This window comes from Streptomyces sp. NPDC054841, assembly GCF_053611045.1.
Window position 1 is genome coordinate 1 of the sequence record NZ_JBSGZO010000095.1, and the last position, 23,043, is coordinate 23,043.

At 66.8% G+C, this 23,043-nt stretch carries 25 protein-coding genes; 10 read left to right on the top strand and 15 right to left on the bottom strand.

Annotation, left to right across the window (positions count from 1 at the left end):
- Positions 1–340 precede the first annotated feature (340 nt).
- From ACWGI8_RS15585 to ACWGI8_RS15605, 5 genes are all read left to right on the top strand, one after another.
- Complete coding sequence (locus ACWGI8_RS15585; protein ID WP_453661260.1) at positions 341–616, top strand: hypothetical protein; 276 nt, start codon at positions 341–343, stop codon at positions 614–616.
- Complete coding sequence (locus ACWGI8_RS15590; protein ID WP_453661225.1) at positions 597–1,115, top strand: DUF6879 family protein; 519 nt, start codon at positions 597–599, stop codon at positions 1,113–1,115. The genes ACWGI8_RS15585 and ACWGI8_RS15590 overlap by 20 nt, the downstream gene beginning before the upstream one ends.
- 12 nt (positions 1,116–1,127) lie before the next feature.
- Positions 1,128–1,976, top strand: coding sequence for a helix-turn-helix domain-containing protein (locus ACWGI8_RS15595; RefSeq protein ID WP_453661227.1), 849 nt, complete (start codon positions 1,128–1,130; stop codon positions 1,974–1,976).
- 278 nt (positions 1,977–2,254) lie between these two features.
- Complete coding sequence (locus tag ACWGI8_RS15600) at positions 2,255–2,488, top strand: hypothetical protein (RefSeq protein ID WP_453661228.1); 234 nt, start codon at positions 2,255–2,257, stop codon at positions 2,486–2,488.
- Positions 2,489–3,024: 536 nt separating this feature from the next.
- The gene (locus ACWGI8_RS15605) at positions 3,025–3,234 is read left to right on the top strand and encodes a DUF397 domain-containing protein (protein ID WP_453661230.1); all 210 of its coding nucleotides are present in this window, start codon (positions 3,025–3,027) and stop codon (positions 3,232–3,234) included.
- Positions 3,235–3,487: 253 nt separating this feature from the next.
- On the opposite strand, the gene ACWGI8_RS15610 is transcribed toward ACWGI8_RS15605, so the two are convergent.
- The 8 genes from ACWGI8_RS15610 to ACWGI8_RS15645 form a co-directional block, all read right to left on the bottom strand.
- The gene (locus ACWGI8_RS15610; RefSeq protein ID WP_453661232.1) at positions 3,488–4,852 is read right to left on the bottom strand and encodes a DUF3987 domain-containing protein; all 1,365 of its coding nucleotides are present in this window, start codon (positions 4,850–4,852) and stop codon (positions 3,488–3,490) included.
- An 88-nt stretch (positions 4,853–4,940) separates the two neighbouring features.
- Positions 4,941–5,687, bottom strand: coding sequence for an Lsr2 family DNA-binding protein (locus ACWGI8_RS15615; protein ID WP_453661234.1), 747 nt, complete (start codon positions 5,685–5,687; stop codon positions 4,941–4,943).
- Between the two features lie 496 nt (positions 5,688–6,183).
- Entirely contained in the window at positions 6,184–6,528 is a 345-nt protein-coding gene (locus ACWGI8_RS15620; RefSeq protein ID WP_453661235.1) for a hypothetical protein, read from the bottom strand.
- A gap of 165 nt (positions 6,529–6,693) precedes the next feature.
- Positions 6,694–7,599: a hypothetical protein gene (locus ACWGI8_RS15625; RefSeq protein WP_453661237.1), complete on the bottom strand. Its 906-nt coding sequence runs from the start codon at positions 7,597–7,599 to the stop codon at positions 6,694–6,696.
- Positions 7,600–7,613: 14 nt separating this feature from the next.
- Positions 7,614–7,958, bottom strand: a complete 345-nt coding sequence (locus ACWGI8_RS15630) for a hypothetical protein (RefSeq protein WP_453661239.1) — start codon at positions 7,956–7,958, stop codon at positions 7,614–7,616.
- 342 nt (positions 7,959–8,300) lie between these two features.
- A complete protein-coding gene (locus ACWGI8_RS15635) occupies positions 8,301–8,927 on the bottom strand; it encodes a hypothetical protein (RefSeq protein ID WP_453661240.1) in 627 nt (208 codons plus the stop codon).
- Positions 8,928–8,993: 66 nt separating this feature from the next.
- Entirely contained in the window at positions 8,994–9,158 is a 165-nt protein-coding gene (locus ACWGI8_RS15640; RefSeq protein ID WP_453661241.1) for a helix-turn-helix domain-containing protein, read from the bottom strand.
- 72 nt (positions 9,159–9,230) lie between these two features.
- Entirely contained in the window at positions 9,231–9,773 is a 543-nt protein-coding gene (locus ACWGI8_RS15645) for a hypothetical protein (protein ID WP_453661243.1), read from the bottom strand.
- A 122-nt stretch (positions 9,774–9,895) separates the two neighbouring features.
- Between ACWGI8_RS15645 and ACWGI8_RS15650 the strand changes: the two genes are divergently transcribed.
- Positions 9,896–11,071, top strand: coding sequence for a tyrosine-type recombinase/integrase (locus ACWGI8_RS15650; protein WP_453661245.1), 1,176 nt, complete (start codon positions 9,896–9,898; stop codon positions 11,069–11,071).
- Between the two features lie 200 nt (positions 11,072–11,271).
- Here the strand turns inward: ACWGI8_RS15650 and ACWGI8_RS15655 are convergent, their stop codons facing one another.
- Positions 11,272–12,429 carry an acyl-CoA dehydrogenase gene (locus tag ACWGI8_RS15655; protein ID WP_453661247.1) on the bottom strand — a complete coding sequence of 386 codons (1,158 nt, stop codon included), beginning with the start codon at positions 12,427–12,429 and terminating at the stop codon, positions 11,272–11,274.
- A 165-nt stretch (positions 12,430–12,594) separates the two neighbouring features.
- Between ACWGI8_RS15655 and ACWGI8_RS15660 the strand changes: the two genes are divergently transcribed.
- A complete protein-coding gene (locus ACWGI8_RS15660; protein WP_453661249.1) occupies positions 12,595–13,935 on the top strand; it encodes a UDP-glucose dehydrogenase family protein in 1,341 nt (446 codons plus the stop codon).
- A gap of 88 nt (positions 13,936–14,023) precedes the next feature.
- On the opposite strand, the gene ACWGI8_RS15665 is transcribed toward ACWGI8_RS15660, so the two are convergent.
- Positions 14,024–14,386 carry a VOC family protein gene (locus tag ACWGI8_RS15665; protein ID WP_453661251.1) on the bottom strand — a complete coding sequence of 121 codons (363 nt, stop codon included), beginning with the start codon at positions 14,384–14,386 and terminating at the stop codon, positions 14,024–14,026.
- Positions 14,387–14,482: 96 nt separating this feature from the next.
- Here ACWGI8_RS15665 and ACWGI8_RS15670 point away from each other — a divergent pair, with 96 nt between their 5' ends.
- Entirely contained in the window at positions 14,483–14,992 is a 510-nt protein-coding gene (locus tag ACWGI8_RS15670) for a CGNR zinc finger domain-containing protein (protein ID WP_453661252.1), read from the top strand.
- A gap of 358 nt (positions 14,993–15,350) precedes the next feature.
- Here ACWGI8_RS15670 and ACWGI8_RS15675 read toward each other — a convergent pair whose 3' ends face one another.
- From ACWGI8_RS15675 to ACWGI8_RS15685, 3 genes are read right to left on the bottom strand one after another with little or no spacing between them, the layout of a single operon-like run.
- Positions 15,351–16,529: a dipeptidase gene (locus ACWGI8_RS15675; protein WP_453661262.1), complete on the bottom strand. Its 1,179-nt coding sequence runs from the start codon at positions 16,527–16,529 to the stop codon at positions 15,351–15,353.
- Positions 16,530–16,539: 10 nt separating this feature from the next.
- Positions 16,540–17,064 carry a 5-(carboxyamino)imidazole ribonucleotide mutase gene (purE, locus tag ACWGI8_RS15680; RefSeq protein ID WP_453661253.1) on the bottom strand — a complete coding sequence of 175 codons (525 nt, stop codon included), beginning with the start codon at positions 17,062–17,064 and terminating at the stop codon, positions 16,540–16,542.
- A gap of 5 nt (positions 17,065–17,069) precedes the next feature.
- On the bottom strand, positions 17,070–18,209 hold the full coding sequence (locus ACWGI8_RS15685; protein ID WP_453661254.1) for a 5-(carboxyamino)imidazole ribonucleotide synthase: 1,140 nt from the start codon (positions 18,207–18,209) through the stop codon (positions 17,070–17,072).
- Between the two features lie 210 nt (positions 18,210–18,419).
- On the opposite strand from ACWGI8_RS15685, the gene ACWGI8_RS15690 reads away from it, so the two are divergent.
- Complete coding sequence (locus ACWGI8_RS15690; RefSeq protein WP_453661255.1) at positions 18,420–18,935, top strand: GtrA family protein; 516 nt, start codon at positions 18,420–18,422, stop codon at positions 18,933–18,935.
- A gap of 72 nt (positions 18,936–19,007) precedes the next feature.
- Here the strand turns inward: ACWGI8_RS15690 and ACWGI8_RS15695 are convergent, their stop codons facing one another.
- Positions 19,008–20,273 carry an ATP-binding protein gene (locus tag ACWGI8_RS15695; RefSeq protein WP_453661256.1) on the bottom strand — a complete coding sequence of 422 codons (1,266 nt, stop codon included), beginning with the start codon at positions 20,271–20,273 and terminating at the stop codon, positions 19,008–19,010.
- Between the two features lie 60 nt (positions 20,274–20,333).
- Positions 20,334–21,011, bottom strand: a complete 678-nt coding sequence (locus ACWGI8_RS15700) for a response regulator transcription factor (protein ID WP_453661258.1) — start codon at positions 21,009–21,011, stop codon at positions 20,334–20,336.
- Positions 21,012–21,482: 471 nt separating this feature from the next.
- Here ACWGI8_RS15700 and ACWGI8_RS15705 point away from each other — a divergent pair, with 471 nt between their 5' ends.
- Positions 21,483–23,006 (top strand): peptide MFS transporter, encoded by a 1,524-nt coding sequence (locus tag ACWGI8_RS15705; RefSeq protein WP_453661259.1) that lies wholly within the window; start codon positions 21,483–21,485, stop codon positions 23,004–23,006.
- The last annotated feature ends 37 nt before the right edge of the window (positions 23,007–23,043 follow it).

Consider the following 23,043-nt stretch of genomic DNA (forward strand, 5'->3'; position numbering starts at 1 on the left):
AGCCCCCCGGCACGGATGTGCCGGGGGGCTTGCTGATGCGTTACGGAAGGTTCCGGGCCATGACGATGCGCTGGACCTGGTTCGTACCCTCGTAGATCTGCGTGCTTTACGGCATCCAAAGCTCTGACCTGCACCAACGGCCCTTCAGAGGAGGGCTCACCCAGCATTTCCCCATGATCAATCAGAGCTGTCCCAGGTCAGACCGCGCGGACCGCCGTGCGGCGATGCTGGGACGGAACCGTCACGCTTCCGCACGCTGCACCCGCCCCCTTGACGGGGCTGATACCGGAGGGTGAGGGTCGTGCACGCTGGTGCAACCCACTCGACACCGGGAGTGACTGTGACCCTAAAGTTCCTCGGGATCATCCCTAACACGCCGACCGACGAGTCTCCGACGATCTGGCTCCACGAGGAGACGGGAGACCTTCTGATCCAGTCGTACAAGGCGACTGAAGAGGAAGTGGAGGAGTGCCAGGAGGTTGGTTCGATCCCCGGCCACTCCACGGATGTCCCGGACCACGAGACGATCATCAGGCTTCCAGCGGTCATGCTGAAGTACATCCCCCGCCCGAACGACGACAACGGAGAGACGGCAAGTGCAACCACCAGCGCGTAACGCCCTGGCTATGGCGCAACGCTCAGCGGTTCACCTTGAGTTGCGCGATAGCTACATGCTGGATGACCCCGAGTTCATCGCATGGAAGCAGGGCAAGCGGCTTGATCCCGCCGACCGGTCCTTGTGGTGGGGCGGCTGGCATGACGCGGTGCGCGATGCGGTCGCCCGTGGCGTCGTGGTCCGGCGTGCGCGCATCGTCTCGGAGCCGATCAGCGACTACGTCCGATACGAGTTCGACTGCACATTCACCAACGTTGCAGCGGGTGAGTTGGTTCGTTGGTTGCCGAGGCGGAAGGCAACCGATCTTGCCCTGCCCGGTACGGACTTCTGGGTGTTCGACGGCGCACAAGCGCTCTTTCACCACTTCACCGGAAATGGTCAGTTGGACGAGGACGGCCGGGAGTACACGGACGATCCAGCGCGGGTGAAGCTGTGCGCCGACGCCTTCGAGGCTGTGTGGCAACGCGCGATTCCGCACGAGGAGTACCGGCCCCGCTGACCCATCGCAATCATGGCTCTCTCTCCGTCTTCGAGTGCCCAGCAGGCCCGGCAGGCGCTAGCAGATCGACTCGCTGAGCTCTGCCGGGATGCTGGGCTGACCGGGCGCGATATCGCCGATCGTTGCGACTGGCATCCGTCCAAGTCGTCTCGGATCATGAACGCCCGGACGCCGCCGTCCGCCGACGACATTCGAGCCTGGTGCCGGGCGTGCGGAGCCGAGGACCAGACCGCCGATCTGACTGCCTCGCTTCGGACAGCCGAGGGTATGTGGGTTGGCTGGCGGCGCATGGAGCGTGCCGGGCTCAAGCAGGCGCAGGAAGCCCGCTTGCCGCTGTTCGAGCGCACACACCGTTTCCGCTCGTACTCGTCCTGGTTCGTGCCGGGTCTGATCCAGACGCACGGCTACACCGAGGCCGTGTTGCGCGCAGTTCAGCGCCGCAGGGTAGAGGTGGACGATGTGGCCGAAGCCGTGGCCGTCCGCATGGAACGCCAGCGCGTGTTGTACGAGGGAGATCGGCGGTTTGCCTTCCTCGTTGAGGAGTCGGTCTTGCGGAACGGCATCGGCGGAACAGACGTGCTGATCGGACAGCTTGGCCACCTGCTTACGGTCGGATCACTGCCCAACGTCAGCTTGGGTGTGGTGCCAATGCGGGCGGATCGTTCCAGGATGCCAGTTGAGGGGTTCTGGATCTTCGACACGGCACAGGTCAATGTCGAGTTGGTCTCTGGCTATCTCACGATCACGCAGCCCAGCGAGGTAGCCATGTACGCCGACACCTTCGCCGAGCTGACCGACTTGGCCGTCTACGGAGCGAACGCACGCGCGCTGATTACGGCTGCGATGGACTCGCTGGGGTGATTGCCGTGCAACCTCGTGCAATCACATGGCCGTTGGTTCGTTCACGCTCCTACGGTCGTTGCATCGAGAGCGGATCAGCCAGGGAGGCCACGCGTGGTGACGCAGCAACCGCAGGGATACGACCTGACTGAGCTACCGGCCGAGCCTTCTGCCAAGCCCGGCTGCTCTGCTTGTCTGTCCATAGTGGTCGCCAGGGAGAACGCGCGCTCCAGGGGCGACTACAGCGGAGTTTCTGACCGCAATGTGGAACTGCGCCAGCACCGCACGGAGGCGCACTGATGGACATGCAGACGTGGCGAGACAGCCGTACCCGAGCAGATGACGCCACCAAGGCGCTTCGGGAAGCTTTGGAGGCTCTCGGCGTCCCAGAGAACGTCAGGGAGCATCTGCGGCCGATGGTCACCCACTCCGGCACCCCATACGTGCACGTGGGCATGGTCCGGGCGGATCACATCGAGCGGGTGGCGGAAGCGCTGCGCGTTGCAGCGGCCATGAGGAGCGCGGCGAATTGACGGCTCCGTCTCTTCCCGGGATCGCGGCACCCCGAGGGGCACTGATGGTCACGCGCGCGGACATCGGCGAGCGGGTTGCAGACGCGTCGGGGAGAGTCGGCATTCTCCGGGATGTGATCAGGGACTACGAGGACCCTGCCGAGCTCCCGAACGAACGGCGCAAGCGCCCTACGGCGTTCCTGTGGCCCGAAGCCGGGGGCCCTGAGTGGTTGGTCCCACCGGACACCGTGAAGCGCGCTTAGAAGACTCCGGCACGTCCGCTGCCCCCGTGGCGGACAGCCGGACAGCCCCCGACCGGACAAGCCTTCGAGCACGGGCAGACGTGCCCGGTCTGAGCTGACGGGCTCAGGCTCTCGCCCCGGTCCGCCCCTTAACTGGGGTGCTGCCCTAGGCAGTGAGGGCAACCGCTTCGGGCCTAGGGCAGCCGAAGCACCCAAACGCCCGCCCCGGTGGATCACGGCCCTAGGACAGCCTGAGTGCCGCCGGGGCGGGTCAGCAAGTGCAGTGCACTACTCCAATGGAGAGAGGTACTACGCATGACCGCAGTTTCCGAGTTCGAGTTCCGCACGTCCAGCGCGTGCCAGTACAACAACAAGGACCCCCGTTGTGTGGAGGTTGCCACCAACGTTCCCGGCAAGGTGGTGGTCCGCAACTCCGTGAGCGGCCAGACGGTCGAGTTCACCGCCGTGGAGTGGGCGGAGTTCCTTCCTGGTGCCAAGCTGGGGGAGTTCGACGTCACGGCGTAGGGAGTCGTCATGCAGCAGTGCCCCCGGTGTGGTGGTAGCGCGGAGTCCGACCCGGAGCACTCCGGAGTGATGCGCTGCATGTCGTGCTGGGAAGTGTGGGCACTGCCAACTGAGCGGAACTGTCCCGGCAACCGGCCGATGCTCATGTCTGCACTGCGGACGCTGAACGCGTTCCGGGATCTCCGCCGCTGATCCAACAAACGAACGCCCCTGCCGATCACAGCAGGGGCGTTCTTTGGTTTGTTCGAGGACTTCAGAGCAGAGCGTTGAAGGGGTTGGAAGTGTCGAGGGATTCCGGCCGCTTCACCGGTTCCGGCTTCGGGGCCTCCTTCGGCTCCGGTCGGTAGGCGTCCAGGTGGACGACCTTGGTTCCGTTGCTTTCCATTACTGTCCGCTTCGCCGGCTCGGGCTCCACGGTCGCCACTGCGTGACGGGAATCGTCACCGCCGAGTGTGAATACGGTGGCCGGTCGGCCGGTTTTCCCCGACCGTTCCACGGTGACGACGATTTCGGGAAGTGCCTTGACCTCACTGGCAGTTGCTCCCACGTACGGGAGCACCTGAGATGACGTGGCCCGACCGCCGTGGAGTTCGATACGGGCGCGTACCTTGTCGGCGAGGCTGAGCGGCCGACGCTTCACCTTCGGAGCGTCTGCCCCCTTGGTGATCCGTACCGCGTCCTGGACGGAGCGGCGTACGAGCGTGAAAGCAGCGGACAGGATCTCTTCCGTGATGGTCTCGGAGCACTCGGAGGCTGCCAGGCAGGCCGCGACCCTGAGCGTCTGCTCTGCGGTCCGTTCGATGAACACTGCCTGTCCCTCGGGCAGGGTCTCGCCCAGGATGCGGGCGTAGCGGCGAACGATCCGCCACAGTGGCCGGGCGTCCTCCCCAAGCGTGATCACACGGGGTCGGGCGGTGGCCCAGGCGTAGGCATCGGACAGCTCCCAGCCGTCCACATCGGGCAGGCTCACGCGGTCGTCATCGAGCATCGGAACGGAGCCGAGGAGGAACGGCAGGATGCGGTTGTACGAGCCTCCCGCCGCTTCCGACTCACCTACGTACTTGGCCCAGTCGGACGGAGTGATGTGGGAGTGGAGGACCATGGCAGGGTCGCGTACTTCCTGGGCCTCATCCTTCGTGGTGTTGCGGAGAGTTGTGCCGTCCCAGGCAGCACGGAGTTTGGTAGTGAACGAGGGGTCGCGCTTGACCCGCTTCAACACCTCCGTCCACTCCTCCTCCACCACCAGAGCGCGGACATCCCGGCCCCGTTCGGTTTCGGTGGTCGCTTCCTGCTGCTCCCACAGGTGATTGACCATGCTCGCGCCGGAGGTGATCCCGGAGGTGGTGTGGGTGGCGAGGAAGCGGCCCAGAGACTTGTCAAGGACGTGAAGCGCGGCCCGGAGCGCGGTTCCCTTCCCCCTGCCCGTTCCGGCCACCAGGGCGGACCACAGGAGCACGGGGCGGGCGTTGCCACGGGATGAAACGTGAACCGTTCCGCCGATAGCGGCCGACCACATCGACAGGGCAGCCACGTACACCCCCAACGCGTCCGCTTCCAGGAACGGGGCGATCTTGCGGACTGCGCGACCGATCGGACCGTACAGAACGGGGGTGCTCATGCTGCCTCTATCTCAAGAAGGGTTAGTTGGGTGGCCACTGGCCGGGGGTGCCGGACGCACTGAGCGCCCGGCATGGTGGGCGCGGCACTCAGGCCGCTGCCGCTTTTCCCTCGGAGCCGTCCCGGTGAGTCAGTTCGTACGCGTGGCGCACGCTCATGGGGATGCGTCCCTTGGTCGGCACCGGGTAGCCGTTCTCCCGTGCCCAGGCTCGTACGGCACGGTTGCGCTCACGCTCAGACATGGCCTTGGGACCGACCTTGGCAGGCTCGGGAAGCGGGTCGCCTCCGGTCAACTCACCCACGCGAACAGCCGCCTTGAAGCGTCCGGGCTCGCGCACGTCCATGCACGGGATGCCACGCTCTGACGCGTCCGTCAGCTTGGCTGCGTTGCGCTCCCCACCGTCACCCAGGATGAGCAGGACCGTGCAGTCATCGGCACGGCCGACCACTTCGTATCCCAGGTTCCGCACAGCCTCACGGGCCGTGTCCCAGTCGTACCCCGGTACTTCACCGGCCAGCATCACGGACGGGACAGGCTCCGCCGCTTCCACGCTCACCGCTACAGGCACCGGCACCGGCACCGGCTCCGGCTCCGGCTCCGGCTCCGGCTGGGCAACGACAGGCAACGCCTCATCAACGGATTCGTCAGTGTCCGTCAGCCCCACACCAAGTGTGTCCACCAGGTACCGACCGAAGGTGACGTTGTGTTCAAGGCAGAGGTCCCAGGTGTGCCGTCCCAGGGTCAGCGTCTCTACGGCTTCTACCTCGCTGCCATCACGCGCTATGTGAGCATCGCAAAAGGTGTGCTGAACGGGGACTAGAACCGTCTTACGCATCGCTGGGAATCCTTTGATTCGGTCGGGCAGTCGGAAGTCTCAGTGAGTGGCCGGAGCGTTGCTCTTACAGCCGCCGCATCGTGTGATGCGAACTGATCAACATCCCGCCTGGCCCCTATCACGAAACGGTAACGTACGCATAACTAAACGATAATAGAGATGAATGGAATAGCGGGGTAATGGGTAATAGAAAAGAAATAGGGACCGCCGGGGGCGCCTTCCTTCCATCGCGTTTGCCAATCAAATCCCCAGGGCCGTGAGCCGCCACAAGACGCGTGATGCGATCACCCTTTCTTGCAGGAATGGCAGTGCTCGGGAATGTGCCGCAAACCGTCGCCCCAAGGTCGTTTCTTGCCCGTCAGTTGCCACGCAATGTGGATTGCGGACTCGCGCACGCAGGCGGAGCACTGAGGTACAGCCCAGGGGCATTCGAAGCCGGGGCGGTGCACTCCGCTATGAGCCCTTGCGGCACCGGCCTTGGCCGCTCGACGGGCGCTCACTGCGCATCACCCTGGAAGGTCCAGCCCAGCCGCTTCATGCCCTCTGCCGTTAGTCCGAGGGCTCCGGCAAGCTGCCGGTACTCGGTCAGGTGGTCCCGTGTGGCCGAGCCGTCCAGGATCTTGCCGTAGTAGGTCAGCATCACGGCCACACTCGGCACGAACGACTCATCCCACATGGCAGCTTGAGGACTGCTCCACCACTGCCGCCACTGCTCGCCCTCAGTCTCCGACCATTCGCGCTCCGGTGGCATGTCTGGCACCGGTAGCCCGTGCTCCCAGGGGAGTTCGACCAAACCCTTGTATCGGCTGTGCGGTGAATCGGGGTTCCGGAACTTGGGCATCACTGACCTCCAAATGGTTCGGGTCCGTTGGTTTCCATTACTGTCTACTTGGGCCGGCCTCGGCCCGTTGTGGACGCTGAGTGACACAGACCGTCTCGGGTCCTTGCTCACAAACAAAAGAACGGGGCCTCCACCATTTCGGCAGAGGCCCCGTTCGCGGATACGTCAGGCAGGCCACTCGACCGCAGCCTTGACGATTCCCTTCGTGGGCTTGGTCTCGTCAAAGGTGTTGTCGGTCTTCTTGGTGTCCATCCCCGGGAACCGTACGATCTTTCCGCCGAACAGGTGCAGGGTGTCGATGTAGTCGGCCCGGTACTTCTCACTCTGCCCCTCACGGAACCCCGTGAACTGGGATGCATAGGTGGCGAATTCGCTGTGCCCGGCCACGATGTCCACGCCGGTCGGCATGGCAGTAGTGGAGGCAACCGTGAACCCGGCCAGACGAGCAACAACGCCGTTGGCGGTCACACCGCCCTCACCGTATGCCGCAGCGTTCGCAACGGCCGGGTGCTCAATGAGGTACCGCTTCACGCGCGACGAGACAACGACGTACCGGCCTGTGGGAATGTCGTTGTCGTCGAGGGACAACATCATGTCAAGGATTGCGCTGTAAAGGCTCTGAGGGATGCTCCCAGCGGTCGGCTTGATGTTTGGAAGGGCCGTGGCCCCGTTGGCGATGATGCCGCCCATGAAGGTGTCAGCCTCGCGCGCAAGGGACCGGATCATCTGCTGATTAATCGGGGAGTCAAGGCCACCGGCGAGCTGGACCTTCTCCGCGTCCTCTACCAACACTTGCAGGTACTTCGCTTCGGTGATCGGCAACTTCTGGTCAACGGTCTCCGGCCGCTGTGCCGTCATGCCATTGGCGACGGTGTAGTCACCAACTGTGGGTCGCAGTAGCGAGTTGATGTGAACAACGTCGCCCTGCTTTCGAATGTCACCCTCGTACTTGTTGTTGGCGACGATCGGAGAAGCCCAGACGAGCAACGGGTCGAAGGCAACGAGGAGTTCGGAATCCCAGACTTCCGGTACAAACGTGTGGGAGGCCGGGTTCTGGTAGGCAAAGGTCATATGGGTCCTCCTGGTTAGCGGTTACGAACGTCGAGAGAAACGCGACGGTGGGGGATAGGGCCGCCACGGTGGGAGTGGCCGGTTCCGGTGAGCTGAGGGAACTCCGGCTGTTGTGCCGCCGTGAACGGGGCCAGGGCCTCACCAATAGCCTCCGCCGATGGGTTGCCGTCCTCTCCAAGAAGCTTGGAAGCGTCCAGGTAATCGGTGAAGCCGTGGCCGAGCTCGATACCGGACTGCGCAGCCTGGACCTTGAGTTCTGCCTGGGCGAGCTTGGCGGCGTACTCGCGCTGCACCTCGGCCCGAATGGAATCGACAGGCATAGACTCTGGAGTCTTTGAAATCGGTTCTGCGTCGCTCATGGCGACACCTCCTCAAGATCTAATGAAGCTAGAAGTAGAAGTAAGTAGAAGGGCCGCTCTCAAGGCGGCCCTATTACCTCACAAGAGGACAACGTAAGAGAAGACACTGCCCCCCTTACCCCCCATGAATGAATCATGAGTGAGCAAGGGGAGCGTGTCTCTCTACGTGTCATCTCACAGGGAGGTATCCGCAGAGCCTCATAACGACTTAGGAACTGCCCGGCCTGTAGGCCGTGCCAGAGGCACACCGCCGAGTGTGCATGGCCCCAGAGGAATGACCCTCTACTGTTCTGAATTAATGCGACACAGAGAGGAGGCCGCCCGGAAGCGGCCTCCTCCCTGTCACGTCCCTGTGGTGTTGATCCGCCCCCACAACTCCCGGTAGCCCGACAGGTCCTGCTCCTCCAGGCCGTCGAAGTCATAGACCAGGTTCCTGTTCTTGCCGACATGGACGCCTGCGTACCTGAGGCGCCGTGTACGTGCCTTGGCAGCCTTCTGGTGGGCCTGACAGTGCCTACGGGGGCGCCCCTTCCGTGGCGCCAGCGCGGCGTACAGAGGCTCACGGCACCCGGTCCACTGGCAAGAATTCGGGGGATAGTTCCGACGCTCCACTAGGAAGCCCGAACCGAACTGCGCGCCGGTTTCCTCCGCTTGGACATGTAGGGAGAGCAGTTCGCTGTAGTCGTCGGGTCCCTCCACGCCGGGGCGTTTCTGCATGAGCGATTCCAGGTTCCGACGATTCGACTCCGGGTCGAAGCTGGGCAGTGCAGCCACGATGGGCACCCAGCTCAAAGGAACCATCCCGGCATGGGCCGCCGCTATTCGATCAAATTCCGCTTCCTCTTGGCGTGGCCAGAACCCCGGCCACTTCCCCCACACTTCGGGGCCAGCGGCCTCCAGGAGTGCGTCTGCCTTTTCCTCCAGCTTGACCCGGCACCTGTCATCCAACGGCGGAATGGTTCCGTTCACGTAGTCCTCTCGGGAAACAAAAAAGGCCCCCGGTTGCCTCGGGGGCGTCGTCGTTCTGCCTGCTGTTCAGTTCTGACGGTCGAGCCACGTTTCCAGATCGACAGGTCGACACCGAAGCGCCTGCCCCACCTTTCGAAATGGAATGCCACACTGCTTCCAGTTCTCGTAAACCCAACTGCGAGGCTTAGCCAGGTAAGCGGCCACGTCATCTACGGTCATGAGCTTGGTCATCTGCCCTCCGGGAAAGGAAAACCCCCGAGTCGCCTCGGGGGTCGTTGGATGTGAAGTTCGGGAAGAGTCTTACTAACCGTCCGCGCTCGCCATGGCGTCCAGCATTGCCTTGGACTTCTCGGTCAGCTCGCCTCCGGCCTTTCCGGCCAGCGTGCTAAGGAACCCATCCCGACGCGCTTTCTTCAAGTGGTCCTTGACCGTCTCGGGGCGGCGGTCGATCAGTCGAGCCAGCCACGGAACAGGGGCCGGGGCCCCGCTGTCCGCCATGCCTGTGTACGTGACCGCCAGCATCGCCAAGTACCGCTCCGACAGGCCCTCATTGGCCAGGAGCTGACCGGCCGCCTCTCCTGACTCCTTGAGTTTCCGCGCAACGTCCTCCAACGTCCGCTGAGCCTCCGGGGCCACCTTGGCCACGTTCATGGCTGCCGCGATGTCCAGCCTGCGGAGCACGGTCGTAGAGATACCCCGCACCACGTCACGAGGGGTCGCGTCGTCGGCGGGCTCCACGGTCATGCGCTGCGGTCCCCCGGTTACCGGTCCAGTCGGCCACCACATCCGGACCACCCAGCCTCCTTGCTGCTGAGTGATCTCGAACCCGCTCTCATCTGCTTCCATGTCTCTCACTATAGCACCACACAGGGTGGTCCACCCTGTGTTGACAACCCAGGGTGGTCATACCCAGACTTGGCATCGGGCCCCGCTGGTGGGGCTCAGGATCAGAAGGGGCGGGCACGCCAGTGGCAAGGGCTTGGGTAGCGAGATCGAAGGACGACCCGAAGAAGTGGACCGCCTTTTGGTACGACCCTGACGGCAAGCAGCGGCAGAAGTCGTTCGAGACCAAGAAGCGCGCAGACGACCACCGCAAGCGCAAGGAACAAGAACTCGACGCTGGCACCTACCTGGACGACCGGTTGGGTAAGCAGCCGGTGACGGCCGTCTGGCAGCAGTGGACGAATCAAAGGAAGTTGGAGAACAGCACCAAGAAGCAGTACCGATCGATCCAGACGACGACCATTGAGCCGTTCTTCAAGGCCCGTTCCATCGTGTCCCTGAAGGTGGCGGACGTTGAGCAGTGGCTCTTGTGGATGGAGCAGGACCGCAAGCTGTCGGCCCGTACTCGCCGTCAGCGCTTCTCGTTCTTCTCCGGGATGATGGATTGGGCCGTCGTCAACGAGATCATCGGCCGCAACCCGTGCAAGAAGATCAGGCACGCTGGCAGCCGTGCCAAGGAGATACGCGAGCACAAGAGCACGGCCCGGCGGCTGACGACTCGGGAAGTCCTGGCGATGCTCGACGGGGCTCCGCCCCGGTACAGGGCCATGCTCTGGCTGATGGCGGGCTGCGGCCTCCGCCTTGGGGAGGCCATGGCCGTCTCACGCGATCAGATCGACTTCAAGGCAGAGGTACTACGCGTCGATTTCCAGATCGCCGAGGATGGCGAGTCCGAGTCCGGCAAGAACAGCGCACTACAGCGACGCCACATCAAGGCACGCGACGCAGAGGAGCCGGGGCGTGTCGTTCCACTGCCGCCCAATGTGGCCTTCGAACTGCGGAGACACAACAAGAACCAGGGCGTGTGGGGACCGGAGCGCTTGCTCTTCCCCAACGTGACCCGCACCGGGTACCTGTATGCCTCGTACTTCTATCGGCAGATCTGGATGGTGGCCCTGTCCAAGGGAGAGGTGGCGTACTGCAAGCCGCACTCCATGCGGCACTACTACGGGTCGCGTCTGCTGTACGCGGGCGTCCCTGAGAACGACGTAGCCGACTGGATGGGGCACAGCAGCACTGACGTGCTCCGGGAGCACTACCACTACATCTTTGAGGGAGCCGAGCAGCGCGGGCGGGCAGCCATCGCCACAATGCTGACCCCAGGCGCGGACGACCCCACAGAGCGAACAGAGGTGGCCTGAGCGAGGCCATAGCAACGGCCCCCGGCGTGAAGCCGGGGGCCGTGGTGTTTGTGCAGTTCAGAGGCGGTTTCAGTCCCAGCGTCAGCCCAGGATTTCCCCAGCATGACGCCCGGGATCGCCCCGGAACGCGCTGGAACGGACCGGAACCCGAGCTAGCTTCTCTGGGTGGGCTACAGGGCTACTGACCTGCAAAGACCCTGCTAGGGAAGGTTCCTTGCCATGACGATCCGCTGAACCTGATTCGTACCTTCATAAATCTGCGTGATCTTGGCGTCGCGCATCATGCGCTCGACCGGGTAGTCGCGCGTGTAGCCGTAGCCGCCGAGGAGCTGCACCGCGTCCGTGGTGATCTCCATGGCGACGTCCGAGGCGAAGCACTTGGCCGCGGCGCCGAAGAAGGTCAGGTCGCCGTCGAGGCGCTCGGACTTGGCGGCCGCGGAGTAGGTGAGCTGGCGGGCGGCCTCCAGCTTCATCGCCATGTCGGCGAGCATGAACTGGACACCCTGGAAGTCGGCGATCGGCTTGCCGAACTGCTTGCGCTCCTGGACGTAGCCCTTGGCGTAGTCGAGGGCGCCCTGCGCGATGCCGAGGGCCTGGGCCGCGATGGTGATGCGGGTGTGGTCAAGGGTCTTCATGGCGGTGGCGAAGCCGGTGCCCTCCGCGCCGATCATGCGGTCGGCGGGGATACGGACGTTGTCGAGGTAGACCTCGCGGGTCGGGGAGCCCTTGATGCCGAGCTTCTTCTCCGGGGCGCCGAAGGAGACGCCCTCGTCGCCCTTCTCGACGACGAAGGCCGAGATGCCCTTGGAGCGCTTGGTGGGGTCGGTGACGGCCATCACCGTGTAGTACTCGGAGACGCCGGCGTTGGTGATCCAGCGCTTCACACCGTTGAGGACCCAGAAGTCGCCGTCGCGGACGGCCCTGGTCTTCATACCGGCGGCGTCGGAACCCGCGTCCGGCTCGGAGAGGCAGTACGAGAACATCGCGTCGCCCTTGGCGAGCGGGCCCAGGTACTTCTTCTTCAGTTCCTCGGAGCCGGAGAGGATCACCGGCAGCGAACCCAGCTTGTTCACGGCGGGGATCAGGGAGGACGAGGCGCAGACGCGGGCGACCTCCTCGATCACGATCACGGTGGCGAGTGCGTCGGCACCCGCGCCGCCGTACTCCTCCGGCACGTGCACCGCGTGCACGTCGGAGGCGACCAGGGCGTCGAGGGCCTCCTGCGGGAAGCGGGCCTCCTCGTCGACCGCGGCGGCGAACGGCGCGATCTTCGCCTCGGCGAGGGAGCGGACCGATTCACGGAGCATGTCGTGCTCTTCGGACGGGCGGTACAGATCGAAATCGGCCGATCCTGCCAAGGTCTCTCACTCCCCAAGAACGCTAACTACCGTTAAGTAACCCAAATTTTAGTGGCCCTGCCCCGACCTGGCATACGTGAGCTTGCTGACAGCGGAAAAATGCCCTCGTCCCTGCCCGGTTATGCTCGGGCGCGCACTACCTCCGTCCCTCTCAGGAGCATCTACATGGCCCTCAAGATCACCGTGATCGGCACCGGATATCTCGGTGCCACGCACGCAGCGGCCATGGCGGAGCTGGGCTTCGAGGTCCTCGGTCTCGATGTCGTCCCGGAGAAGATCGAGCTGCTGGCCTCCGGCCGGGTCCCGATGTACGAGCCGGGACTCGAGGAACTGCTCTCGAAGCATGTGGCCGGGATCGCGGGGTCGAGCGGGCGGCTGCGTTTCACGACGTCGTGGGACGAGCTCGAGGCATTCGGCGGCGATGTGCACTTCGTGTGCGTGAACACCCCGCAGAGGCACGGCGAGTACGCGTGTGACATGTCGTACGTCGACGCCGCATTCGACTCGCTCGCGCCGCGCGTGAAGGGCGGGGCGCTCGTCGTCGGCAAGTCGACCGTGCCGGTGGGGTCGGCCGACCGGCTGGCCGGGGTGCTCGCCGAGCGGGCACCGGAGGGTGTGGAGCTGGCTTGGAACCCGGAGTTCCTGCGCGAGGGCTTCGCCGTCCAGGACACGCTGCACCCGGACCGGATCGTGGCGGGTGTGGCGAGCGAGCACGCGGAGAAGGTGCTGCGCGAGGTGTACGCGACGCCCATCGGCGAGGGCTCGCCGTTCGTCGTGACGGACTTCCCGACGGCGGAGCTGGTGAAGACCTCCGCGAATTCGTTCCTGGCGACGAAGATCTCGTTCATCAACGCCATGGCGGAGGTGTGCGAGGCGGCCGGCGGCGATGTGGCGAAGCTCGCGGAGGCGATCGGCCACGACGACCGGATCGGTGCGAAGTTCCTGCGGGCCGGTATCGGCTTCGGCGGCGGCTGTCTGCCGAAGGACATCCGGGCGTTCATGGCGCGCGCGGGTGAGCTGGGCGCGGACCAGGCGCTGACGTTCCTGCGCGAGGTCGACTCGATCAACATGCGGCGCCGCGGGCACATGGTGGAGCTGGCGCGTGAGGCGGTGGGCGGCGATTCCTTCCTGGGGACGCGGGTCGCGGTGCTCGGTGCCACCTTCAAGCCGGACTCGGACGACGTACGGGACTCGCCGGCGCTGAACGTCGCCGGGCAGATCCATCTCCAGGGTGGCCAGGTCACGGTCTACGACCCGAAGGGCATGGAGAACGCGCGCCGCCTCTTCCCGACGCTCGGGTACGCGGAGAGCGCGCTGGAGGCGGTGCGCGGCGCGGACGTGGTGCTGCACCTGACGGAGTGGCGCGAGTTCCGCGAGCTGGACCCGGCGGCGCTGGGTGCGGTGGCGGCCCGCCGGATCGTGCTGGACGGGCGGAACGCGCTGGACGGTGCGAAGTGGCGCGGGGCGGGCTGGACGTACCGGGCGATGGGCCGGCCCCGCGCCTGACATCTCGTACGGGTCGTGTGACGTAAGTGCCGTACGTGTCGTGCGTGCCGTACGTGCACGTGTCGTGCGTGTCGTACTTCCGCGAGCGTCAGCAGGCGCAGAGACAGAACGGGTGGCCGGCCGGGTCGGCGTAGACCCGCCAGCTGCGTGAGCGGTTCCCCGTGTCGAGCGGCTTCGCGCCCAGGGCCAGCACCTGAGCCTCCGCCGCGTCCAGGTCCTCGACGGTCAGGTCGAGGTGGAACTGCTGTGAGGCGTCGGACGCGGGCCACTGCGGCGGTACGTGGCCGGGGGCGGCCTGGAAGGCCAGCGGCGTGCCCTCGTACCCCTTGAGGTCGAACCAGTCGTCGCCGTCGGACTCCACTCGCGCGCCCAGGAGCTCGGCGTAGAAGGCGGCGAGTGCGCGCGGGTCGGCGCAGTCCAGGACGACAGTACCCAATGTGGCGATGGCCATGGTTCTTCCTTTCGCATGACTGCGGGGTTACCAGTGCCTGCGGTTAACAGGTAACGAGTTACCTCATGGTGGCGTACGGGAGGTAACGTCGCAACCATGAATGACAGGGCGCCCGCACCCGGAGGGCTCGCGCTCATCGAGTCCCTGGTCAACACGCTGCGCGTCGACACCGGCGCCGACGCCCTCGACACGGAGGAGGGCCGGGCCGTCTTCGGGCTCGCCGCGACGGACGTCGCCGCGGCGCGGGAGTTGCGGGAGGCGCTGCGGGCCGCGTGCCTTGCGCACGCCGGGCACTCCGTTCCCGGTCGCCCGGTGGGCGCGCTGGGCCGGATCCTGGCGGGCGCGCCGCTGCTCGTCTCCGTGGACGACGCGGGCGCGGCGGCGCTGCGGCCCGCGGATCCGTCCGCACTCGTGTCACGGGTCGCGGCGGCGATCGCGGCGGCGACGGTCGACGGGACGTGGCTGCGGCTGAAGGCGTGCGAGGCCGAGGACTGCCACTGGGCTTACTACGACCGGAGTCCGGCCGGTCGCAGCCGGTGGTGCGCGATGTCGGTGTGCGGCGCCCGCGCGAAGATGCGGGCGTACCGGGCGCGGCGGGGGCGGTAGCGCGCCGCGGTTCTGCGATGCGGTGCGGTGCGGTAGCGCGCCGCGCCCGTCCGGGCGCCCGGGGTGTCCGTCCTCAAACGCCGGACGGGCTGGAGAAGGCACCCGGTACCGCCGCAGCAGCCGGAGTGTCCGTCCTCAAACGCCGGACAGGCTGAGAAGGCACCCGGCACCGCCCCGGCAGCCGGAGTGTCCGTCCTCAAACGCCGGACAGGCTGGAGAAGGCACCCGGCACCCTCGCGCGCCGGAGAGGCCGAGAACGTGCCCGGCAGCCTCGCGCGCCGGACGGACCGAGAACGTGCCCGGCGCCCTCGCGCGCCGGACAGGCCCGGGAGGCGCCCGGTGCCGCCGTGGTCGGGGGTCAGGCGGACTGGAGCGTCGCGTTCGAGGGGGCGCGTGTCGACTGGAGGTCCGCGGCCACCGACTCCGCGTCGCGCAGCACCCGTACCGCGTTCTGCCACGTCAGCTTCGCCAGGTCGGCCGGCGACCAGCCGCGGCGCAGCAGCTCAGCGATCAGGTTGGGGTAGCCCGCGACGTCCTCCAGGCCGGCGGGGACGAAGGCCGTGCCGTCGTAGTCGCCGCCGATACCGATGTGGTCGATGCCGGCGGCCTCGCGCATGTGGTCGAGGTGGTCGGCGACCGTCGAGGCCGTGGCGACCGGGCGCGGATGCGCCGCCTCGAAGGCGCGGTGGATCTCCATCGCCCCCGGGGTGGTGTCCAGGTGGTGCAGCCCGTGCGCCCGCATGTTCTCGTCGGCCGACCGGGTCCAGGCCACCGCCTCCGGCAGGATGAACTTGGGGACGAACGTGGCCATCGCCACGCCCCCGTTCGCCGGGAGACGCTCCAGCACGTCGTCCGGGATGTTGCGCGGGTGGTCGCAGATCGCCCGCGCCGACGAGTGGGAGAAGATCACCGGCGCCACCGACGTGTCCAGCGCGTCCTGCATCGTCGTCGCGGCGACGTGCGAGAGGTCGACCAGCATGCCGGTGCGGTTCATCTCGCGGACGACCTCGTGGCCGAACGGCGACAGTCCGCCCACGCCGGGCTCGTCGGTCGCCGAGTCCGCCCAGTCGTTGTTGTCGTTGTGCGTCAGCGTCATGTAGCGGACGCCCAGCGCGTGCAGCGCGCGCAGCGTGGCGAGCGAGTTGTTGATGGAGTGGCCGCCCTCCGCTCCCATCAGGGAGGCGATACGGCCCTCCTTGCGCGCCGCCTCCATGTCGTCCGCGGTCCTGGCCCGCGCCAGGTCCGCCGGGTAGCGGGCGAGCAGCTGGCCGACGACGTCGATCTGCTCCAGCGTGGCGCTGACCGCCTCGTCGCCGCTCATGTCGCTGCGTACGTACACGGACCAGAACTGCGCCCCGACCCCGCCGGCCCTCAGCCGGGGGATGTCGGTGTGCAGGCTGCCGGTCAGGTCGCTCGCGATGTCGAGCCGGTCCAGGTCGTAGCGGACCCGCTCGCGCAGCGCCCACGGAAGGTCGTTGTGACCGTCGGCGACCGGAAAGGACTCGAGAAGGGAACGGGCCTCGGCGAGGAAGTCCACAGCCACCGCCCTACTTGCCGAAGCCGAAGGCCGGGGAGCCCTCGACCTTGGCGCGCAGCCGCTTGCCCTTCTCGGTCGCCTGGTCGTTGAGCTCCTGCTGGAACTCCCGCATCCGGGCCAGCAGGTCCGGGTCCTGGGTCGCGAGGATCCGGGCCGCCAGCAGACCCGCGTTGCGCGCGCCGCCCACCGACACCGTCGCCACCGGCACGCCCGCCGGCATCTGCACGATCGACAGCAGCGAGTCCATGCCGTCGAGGTACTTCAGCGGCACCGGAACGCCGATCACCGGCAGCGGGGTGACCGAGGCGAGCATGCCCGGCAGATGCGCCGCGCCGCCCGCGCCCGCGATGATCGCCTTCAGACCGCGCGCGGCGGCTTCCTCGCCGTACGCGATCATCTCGTGCGGCATGCGGTGCGCGGAGACGACATCGACCTCGTACGCGATCTCGAACTCGTCGAGGGCCTGTGCCGCGGCCTCCATGACCGGCCAGTCGGAGTCGGACCCCATGACAATGCCTACGACAGGGCGGCTCATGCTGTTCACTCGACGATTGTTCCTCTCAAGTAGCCGGCGGCGTGACGGGCGCGCTCCAGCACGTCGTCGAGGTCGTCGCCGTAGGTGTTGACATGCCCCACCTTGCGGCCGGGCTTCACGTCCTTGCCATACATATGAATCTTGAGCTGCGGATCCCGTGCCATGCAGTGCAGATAGGCCGAATACATGTCGGGATAGTCGCCGCCCAGCACATTGCACATGACGGTCCACTTCGCGCGCGGGCGCGGATCGCCGAGCGGCAGGTCCAGTACGGCCCGGACGTGGTTGGCGAACTGGGAGGTCACGGCCCCGTCCTGGGTCCAGTGGCCGGAGTTGTGCGGGCGCATCGCGAGTTCGTTGACGAGGATTCGCCCGTCGGTGGTCTCGAACAGCTCGACCGCCAGATGGCCGACGACATCGAGCTCCTTCGCGATGCGCAGGGCGAGCTGCTGGGCCTGGCCGGCCAGCTCCCCGTCCAGATCGGGCGCGGGGGCGATCACCGTGTCGCAGACTCCGTCGACCTGCCGGGACTCCACGACGGGGTAGGCGACGGCCTGGCCGTGCGGGGAGCGGACGATGTTCGCCGCCAGCTCACGGCGGAAGTCGACCTTCTCCTCGGCGAGCACGGGCACACCGGCTCTGAAGGGGGCCTCGGCATCGTCTTCCGTACGGACGAACCAGACGCCCTTGCCGTCGTAGCCGCCCTGCACCGTTTTGAGGATGACGGGGAAGCCCCCCACCTCCTGGGCGAACGCCGTCACATCGGCGGGGTCCGCCACGATGCGATGCCGGGGGCAGGGCACCCCGATCTCCATGAGCTTCGCGCGCATCACGCCCTTGTTCTGGGCGTGCACCAAGGCGTCGGGCCCCGGCCGGACGGCGATGCCGTCCGCCTCCAGGGCCCGCAGGTGCTCGAACGGGACATGCTCATGATCGAAGGTGATCACATCACAGCCGCGCGCGAACTCACGCAGCGTGTCCAGGTCGCGATAGTCGCCGATGACGACATCGCTCACCACCTGGGCCGCGGAGTCCTGAGGGGTGTCACTGAGGAGCTTGAACTTGAGGCCGAGGGGGATACCCGCCTCGTGGGTCATACGGGCGAGCTGACCGCCGCCGACCATGCCGACTACCGGGAACGTCACCCTCTCAGGGTATCCGGAGCTCCGTACGGCCCAGTCCGGTGTGCGCTTTCGTACGATGCCACAGCTCCGCGACACCCCTGCAGTTGTCCACAGGCAACTCGGGGGGGTGCTGGTTAGCATGGTCGGGTTGATGTTTCCAACGCGATGTTCTCCGACGCGATGCTCTCCGCATCGTCGAATCTGCCGACCGGACGGGGCTGAACGATCACCATGAGCGAACGGGGCGCCCTGCGTGGGCGACTGAACCGGCTCGCGCGCGAGGTCGCCAAGTTCGGCGCTGTCGGCGCCATGGGGCTGCTCGTCAATATGGCGGTCTTCAACCTGGTGCGACAGACCACCGACATTCCGGTGGTGCGGGCCAGCCTGCTGGCGACGTTCATAGCGATCCTCTTCAACTACGTGGGCTTCCGCTACTTCACGTACCGGGATCGCGACAAGGGCGGCCGCACCAAGGAGCTGACGCTGTTCCTGCTGTTCAGCGCGGCCGGAGCGGTGATCGAGAACGGTGTGCTGTACACGGCGACGTACGGCTTCGACTGGGACAGCCAGCTGCAGAGCAACTTCTTCAAGTTCTTCGGGATCGGCGTCGCGACGCTGTTCCGCTTCTGGTCGTACCGCACGTGGGTGTTCCGGGCACTGCCCGCCCGCGAGGCCGTGCAGACGGCGGAATCGTTCCTGGAGCAGCGCGCGGCGGAGCAGGAGCAGCCCCACCGGGTCCGCAGCTGACGCGCCCCGTGGCCGGGAGCCGGTCCCGGGCGGCGGGCTTCCGCGTCAGCTGATCGCGCGTTCCGGCTCTCGTCAGCGGATCGTGCGTTCCGGCTCCTTGAGCCGCCGCGCCTCCCGGCTCAGGAACAGGGCGAACACCGGAGGCTGCTGCTGCAGCAGCTCCAGCCGCCCGCCGTCCGCCTCCGCCAGATCACGGGCGACGGCCAGCCCGATCCCCGTCGAGTTGCGTCCGCTGATGGTCCGCTCGAAGATCCGGGCTCCGAGGTCGGCCGGTACGCCGGGGCCCTCGTCGGTCACCTCGACGACGGCCTGGTTGCCGGTGACCCGGGTGCGCAGGGCGACGGTCCCGCCGCCGTGCATCAGCGAGTTCTCGATCAGCGCCGCCAGTACCTGGGCGACGGCTCCCGGTGTGCCCACGGCCCGCAGGCCCTGTTTGCCCGAGCAGACGATCGCCCGGCCCGCGCTGCGGTACGCGGGGCCCCACTCCTCGATCTGCTGCTTGACGACCTCGCCGAGGTCGAAGGCGACGGCCGATCCGGTGCGCGGGTCGCGGGAATTCGTGAGCAGCCGCTGGACGACGTCGGTGAGCCGCTCCACCTGGGTCAGCGCGATGATCGCCTCCTCCTTGACCGTGTCCGGGTCGTCGGTCGCGGAGATCTCCTCGAGCCGCATGGACAGCGCGGTCAGCGGCGTACGGAGCTGGTGGGAGGCGTCCGCGGCGAGCCGGCGCTCGGCGGTGAGCATGCGCGCGATCCGTTCGGCACTGGAGTCCAGGACGTCGGCGACCCGGTCGAGCTCGGGGACGCCGTACCGCTTGTGCCGGGGGCGGGGGTCACCGGAGCCGAGCCGCTCCGCGGTCTCCGCGAGGTCGGTCAGCGGTGACGCGAGTTTGTTGGCCTGTCGCACGGCCAGGAGTACGGCGGCGACGACGGCGAGCAGTGCGACGGCGCCGATGATCATCAATGTGCGGCCGACTTCGCGGGTGACGATGGAGCGGGACTCCTCGACGGTGACCGACTCTCCCTGCTCACCGGTGGCGGTGCCCCGGATCACGCTTCCGGAGGGCTGCTGCCCGATCTCGACCGGCGACCTCCCCGGAATACGGATCACCGCGTACCGGTCGTGCCCGATCTGATCGGCGAGCACCCCGTCGTCGACCTTCTCGTGCTCGAGCACCTTGGCCTCGATGACGCTGACCAGCCGCAGCGCCTCCGAGTCCACGCTCTCCTGGGCGCTGCTGCTGATGGTGCGTGTCTCGACGATGACGAGGGAGACGCCGAAGACGGCGATGACGACGAGCACCACGGCCAGGGTGGAGTTGATGAGTCGGCGGCGCACGGTGCCCTCCGGGCGGGTTTCGCGGGGATGTGGGGGCGGGGCCCCCGCAATCCTTGCTGCTCAGCTCTTCTCGAAGCGGAAGCCGACGCCTCGGACGGTTGCGATGTAGCGCGGGTTCGCCGCGTCGTCGCCCAGCTTCTTGCGGAGCCAGGAGATGTGCATGTCCAGTGTCTTGGTGGACGACCACCACGTGGTGTCCCACACCTCGCGCATCAGCTGGTCGCGGGTGACGACCCGGCCCGCGTCCCGCACCAGGACGCGCAGCAGGTCGAACTCCTTCGCCGTGAGCTGCAGCTCCTCGTCGCCCATCCAGGCGCGGTGCGATTCGACGTCGATCCGCACGCCATGGGTCGCGGGCGCCGCGGCCGGCTCCGTGGCGCCGCGCCGGAGCAGCGCCCGGACCCGGGCCAGCAGCTCGGCGAGCCGGAACGGCTTGGTCACATAGTCGTCGGCGCCGGCGTCCAGGCCGACCACCGTGTCCACCTCGTCGGCCCGGGCAGTCAGCACGAGGATCGGCACGCTGTGCCCGTCGGCACGGAGCCGCCGAGCCACTTCCAGGCCGTCCATCCCGGGCAGCCCGAGGTCCAGCACCACCAGGTCGATGCCGCCCTGGAGCCCGGCGTCGAGCGCGGTCGGACCGTCCTCGCGGACCTCGACCTCGTACCCCTCCCGGCGCAGGGCACGCGCCAGCGGCTCGGAGATGGATGCGTCGTCCTCGGCGAGCAGTACACGGGTCATGGGGTGATGGTAGTCCGCGGCGCGGACACGCCGAGGCATGATCCACAAGCCCTGCCGGTCTGGGATGAGATCCTGTTATCCACCTTCGAAACTGGGCAGACGGTTCCACGTGGGCCTGTGATCCCTGTCTCAAGCCCTTTCATATGCCCCACTGTCGTGTCGTATGGTGGCGAGACGCCTTTAGCACTACTCGGGGACCTTTGGCTGCTTTTTGCACCAAGGGTCTCTTTTCTGTCCGGGGCCGGCCATCAGCCGGTGCCGACAGTGAATGACCTGTGGGCCGGGCCTCTCGCGCGTCGCCGCGCGCGGGGGCGTGGATCCCGGTGCGGATGTGTCCCTCGTCTTCGTACACCAACGAACGACGGGCCCCTCGGGCGTGGGGCGGGACCTTCCCCGCCGGCGCCGGCCGCCCCCCACCGGGCGCGAGCACCCGCTCACAACGCGGGCGCGTCCCGAGCAGCAAGGATCGACATGGCGTCCAGCCTGACGAAGGACTCGGCCACCAGCCCCGCCGGCTCCGACAAGACCTTCTTCGGCCACCCCCGCGGCCTGGCCACCCTCTTCATGACCGAGATGTGGGAGCGCTTCTCCTACTACGGCATGCGTGCCCTTCTGGTTCTGTACCTGGTCTCGGGCGGCGCCGACGCCGCGACGGGCAGCCAGGGCGGCGGCCTTGCGATGACCGCGGTCACTGCCACGGCCATCTACTCCGTCTATGTCTCGATGGTCTACCTCATGGCCATGCCGGGCGGCTGGTTCGGCGACCGCGTCTGGGGCGCCCGCAAGACCGTCACCATCGCGGGCTTCGTCATCATGGCGGGCCACCTCTCGCTCGCCGTCCCCGGTCAGGCGATGTTCTTCGTCGGTCTCGCGCTCGTCGCGGCCGGATCCGGTCTGCTGAAGGCCAACATCTCCACGATGGTGGGCCACCTCTACGACGGTCCTGACGACCCGCGCCGTGACGGTGGCTTCACGATCTTCTACATCGGCATCAACCTCGGTGCCTTCGCCGCGCCGCTGGTCATCGGCACCGTCGGTGAGAAGCACAACTGGCACCTCGGCTTCCTGCTCGCCGCGGTCGGCATGGCGCTGGGCCTGGCCCAGTTCCTGATCGGCACCCGCAACCTGAGCCCGAAGAGCAGCGTCGTCCCGAACCCGCTCACCGCTCAGGAGCGCAAGGCCGTCCTCACCAAGGTCGTCCTCGGCACCGCGCTCGTCGCCGCCTTCTACGGCGTCGTCGTCGCCGCCGGCATGTACACCCTGAACTGGGCGCTGGTCCCGATCACCCTCGCCGGTCTGCTCATCCCGGTCGCCGTGCTGGTCCGCATCAAGCGCGACAAGGATCTGGACAAGGTCGAGCAGTCCAAGGTCTCCGGCTACATCTGGTTCTTCGTCGCCGCGGCCGTCTTCTGGATGATCTACGACCAGGGTGGCTCGACCCTCTCGCTCTTCGCCGACAGCAAGACCGCCGACAACCTGTTCGGCATGGCCTTCCCGGCCACCTGGTTCCAGTCGCTGAACCCGCTGTTCATCATGGCGCTGGCCCCGGTCTTCGCCTGGATGTGGCTGGCGCTGGCGCGCCGCAACAGGGAGCCCAACACCATCGTGAAGTTCGCGATGGCCCTGGTCCTCGTCGGCGCCTCGTTCTTCGTCTTCATCGTGCCGATGGGCATGGCGGGCGACGGCTCCAAGGTCAGCCCGATGTGGCTCGTCTCGATCTACATGATCCAGACGATCGCCGAGCTGTGCCTGTCCCCGGTGGGTCTGTCGGTGACCACGAAGATGGCTCCGCAGAAGTACTCGAGCCGGATGCTGGGTGTGTGGTTCCTGGCCGTCACCGCGGGCGACTGCACCACGGGTCTTCTCTCGCTCGCCGGTGTCGACCTGAACGGTACGGGCATCATCGGCCTGCAGGCCCTGCTCGCCGCTGTCGCGGGTGTGGCGATCTGGATGTACCGCAAGAAGGTCCAGGCGCTCATGGGCAACGTCCACTGACCTGGTCCGTACGCGCTCCGTGTACGAAGGGCCGCCG

Excerpts from the sequence above, each read along its gene's own strand:
- ACWGI8_RS15595 (WP_453661227.1), top strand. The coding sequence starts at position 1,128 with ATGGCTCTCTCTCCGTCTTCGAGTGCCCAGCAGGCCCGGCAGGCGCTA.
- ACWGI8_RS15600 (WP_453661228.1), top strand. The coding sequence starts at position 2,255 with ATGGACATGCAGACGTGGCGAGACAGCCGTACCCGAGCAGATGACGCC.
- ACWGI8_RS15605 (WP_453661230.1), top strand. The coding sequence starts at position 3,025 with ATGACCGCAGTTTCCGAGTTCGAGTTCCGCACGTCCAGCGCGTGCCAG.
- ACWGI8_RS15610 (WP_453661232.1), bottom strand. The coding sequence starts at position 4,852 with ATGAGCACCCCCGTTCTGTACGGTCCGATCGGTCGCGCAGTCCGCAAG.
- ACWGI8_RS15615 (WP_453661234.1), bottom strand. The coding sequence starts at position 5,687 with ATGCGTAAGACGGTTCTAGTCCCCGTTCAGCACACCTTTTGCGATGCT.
- ACWGI8_RS15620 (WP_453661235.1), bottom strand. The coding sequence starts at position 6,528 with ATGCCCAAGTTCCGGAACCCCGATTCACCGCACAGCCGATACAAGGGT.
- ACWGI8_RS15625 (WP_453661237.1), bottom strand. The coding sequence starts at position 7,599 with ATGACCTTTGCCTACCAGAACCCGGCCTCCCACACGTTTGTACCGGAA.
- ACWGI8_RS15630 (WP_453661239.1), bottom strand. The coding sequence starts at position 7,958 with ATGAGCGACGCAGAACCGATTTCAAAGACTCCAGAGTCTATGCCTGTC.
- ACWGI8_RS15640 (WP_453661241.1), bottom strand. The coding sequence starts at position 9,158 with ATGACCAAGCTCATGACCGTAGATGACGTGGCCGCTTACCTGGCTAAG.
- ACWGI8_RS15645 (WP_453661243.1), bottom strand. The coding sequence starts at position 9,773 with ATGGAAGCAGATGAGAGCGGGTTCGAGATCACTCAGCAGCAAGGAGGC.
- ACWGI8_RS15660 (WP_453661249.1), top strand. The coding sequence starts at position 12,595 with ATGGCCCTCAAGATCACCGTGATCGGCACCGGATATCTCGGTGCCACG.
- ACWGI8_RS15665 (WP_453661251.1), bottom strand. The coding sequence starts at position 14,386 with ATGGCCATCGCCACATTGGGTACTGTCGTCCTGGACTGCGCCGACCCG.
- ACWGI8_RS15670 (WP_453661252.1), top strand. The coding sequence starts at position 14,483 with ATGAATGACAGGGCGCCCGCACCCGGAGGGCTCGCGCTCATCGAGTCC.
- purE (WP_453661253.1), bottom strand. The coding sequence starts at position 17,064 with ATGAGCCGCCCTGTCGTAGGCATTGTCATGGGGTCCGACTCCGACTGG.
- ACWGI8_RS15690 (WP_453661255.1), top strand. The coding sequence starts at position 18,420 with ATGAGCGAACGGGGCGCCCTGCGTGGGCGACTGAACCGGCTCGCGCGC.
- ACWGI8_RS15700 (WP_453661258.1), bottom strand. The coding sequence starts at position 21,011 with ATGACCCGTGTACTGCTCGCCGAGGACGACGCATCCATCTCCGAGCCG.
- ACWGI8_RS15705 (WP_453661259.1), top strand. The coding sequence starts at position 21,483 with ATGGCGTCCAGCCTGACGAAGGACTCGGCCACCAGCCCCGCCGGCTCC.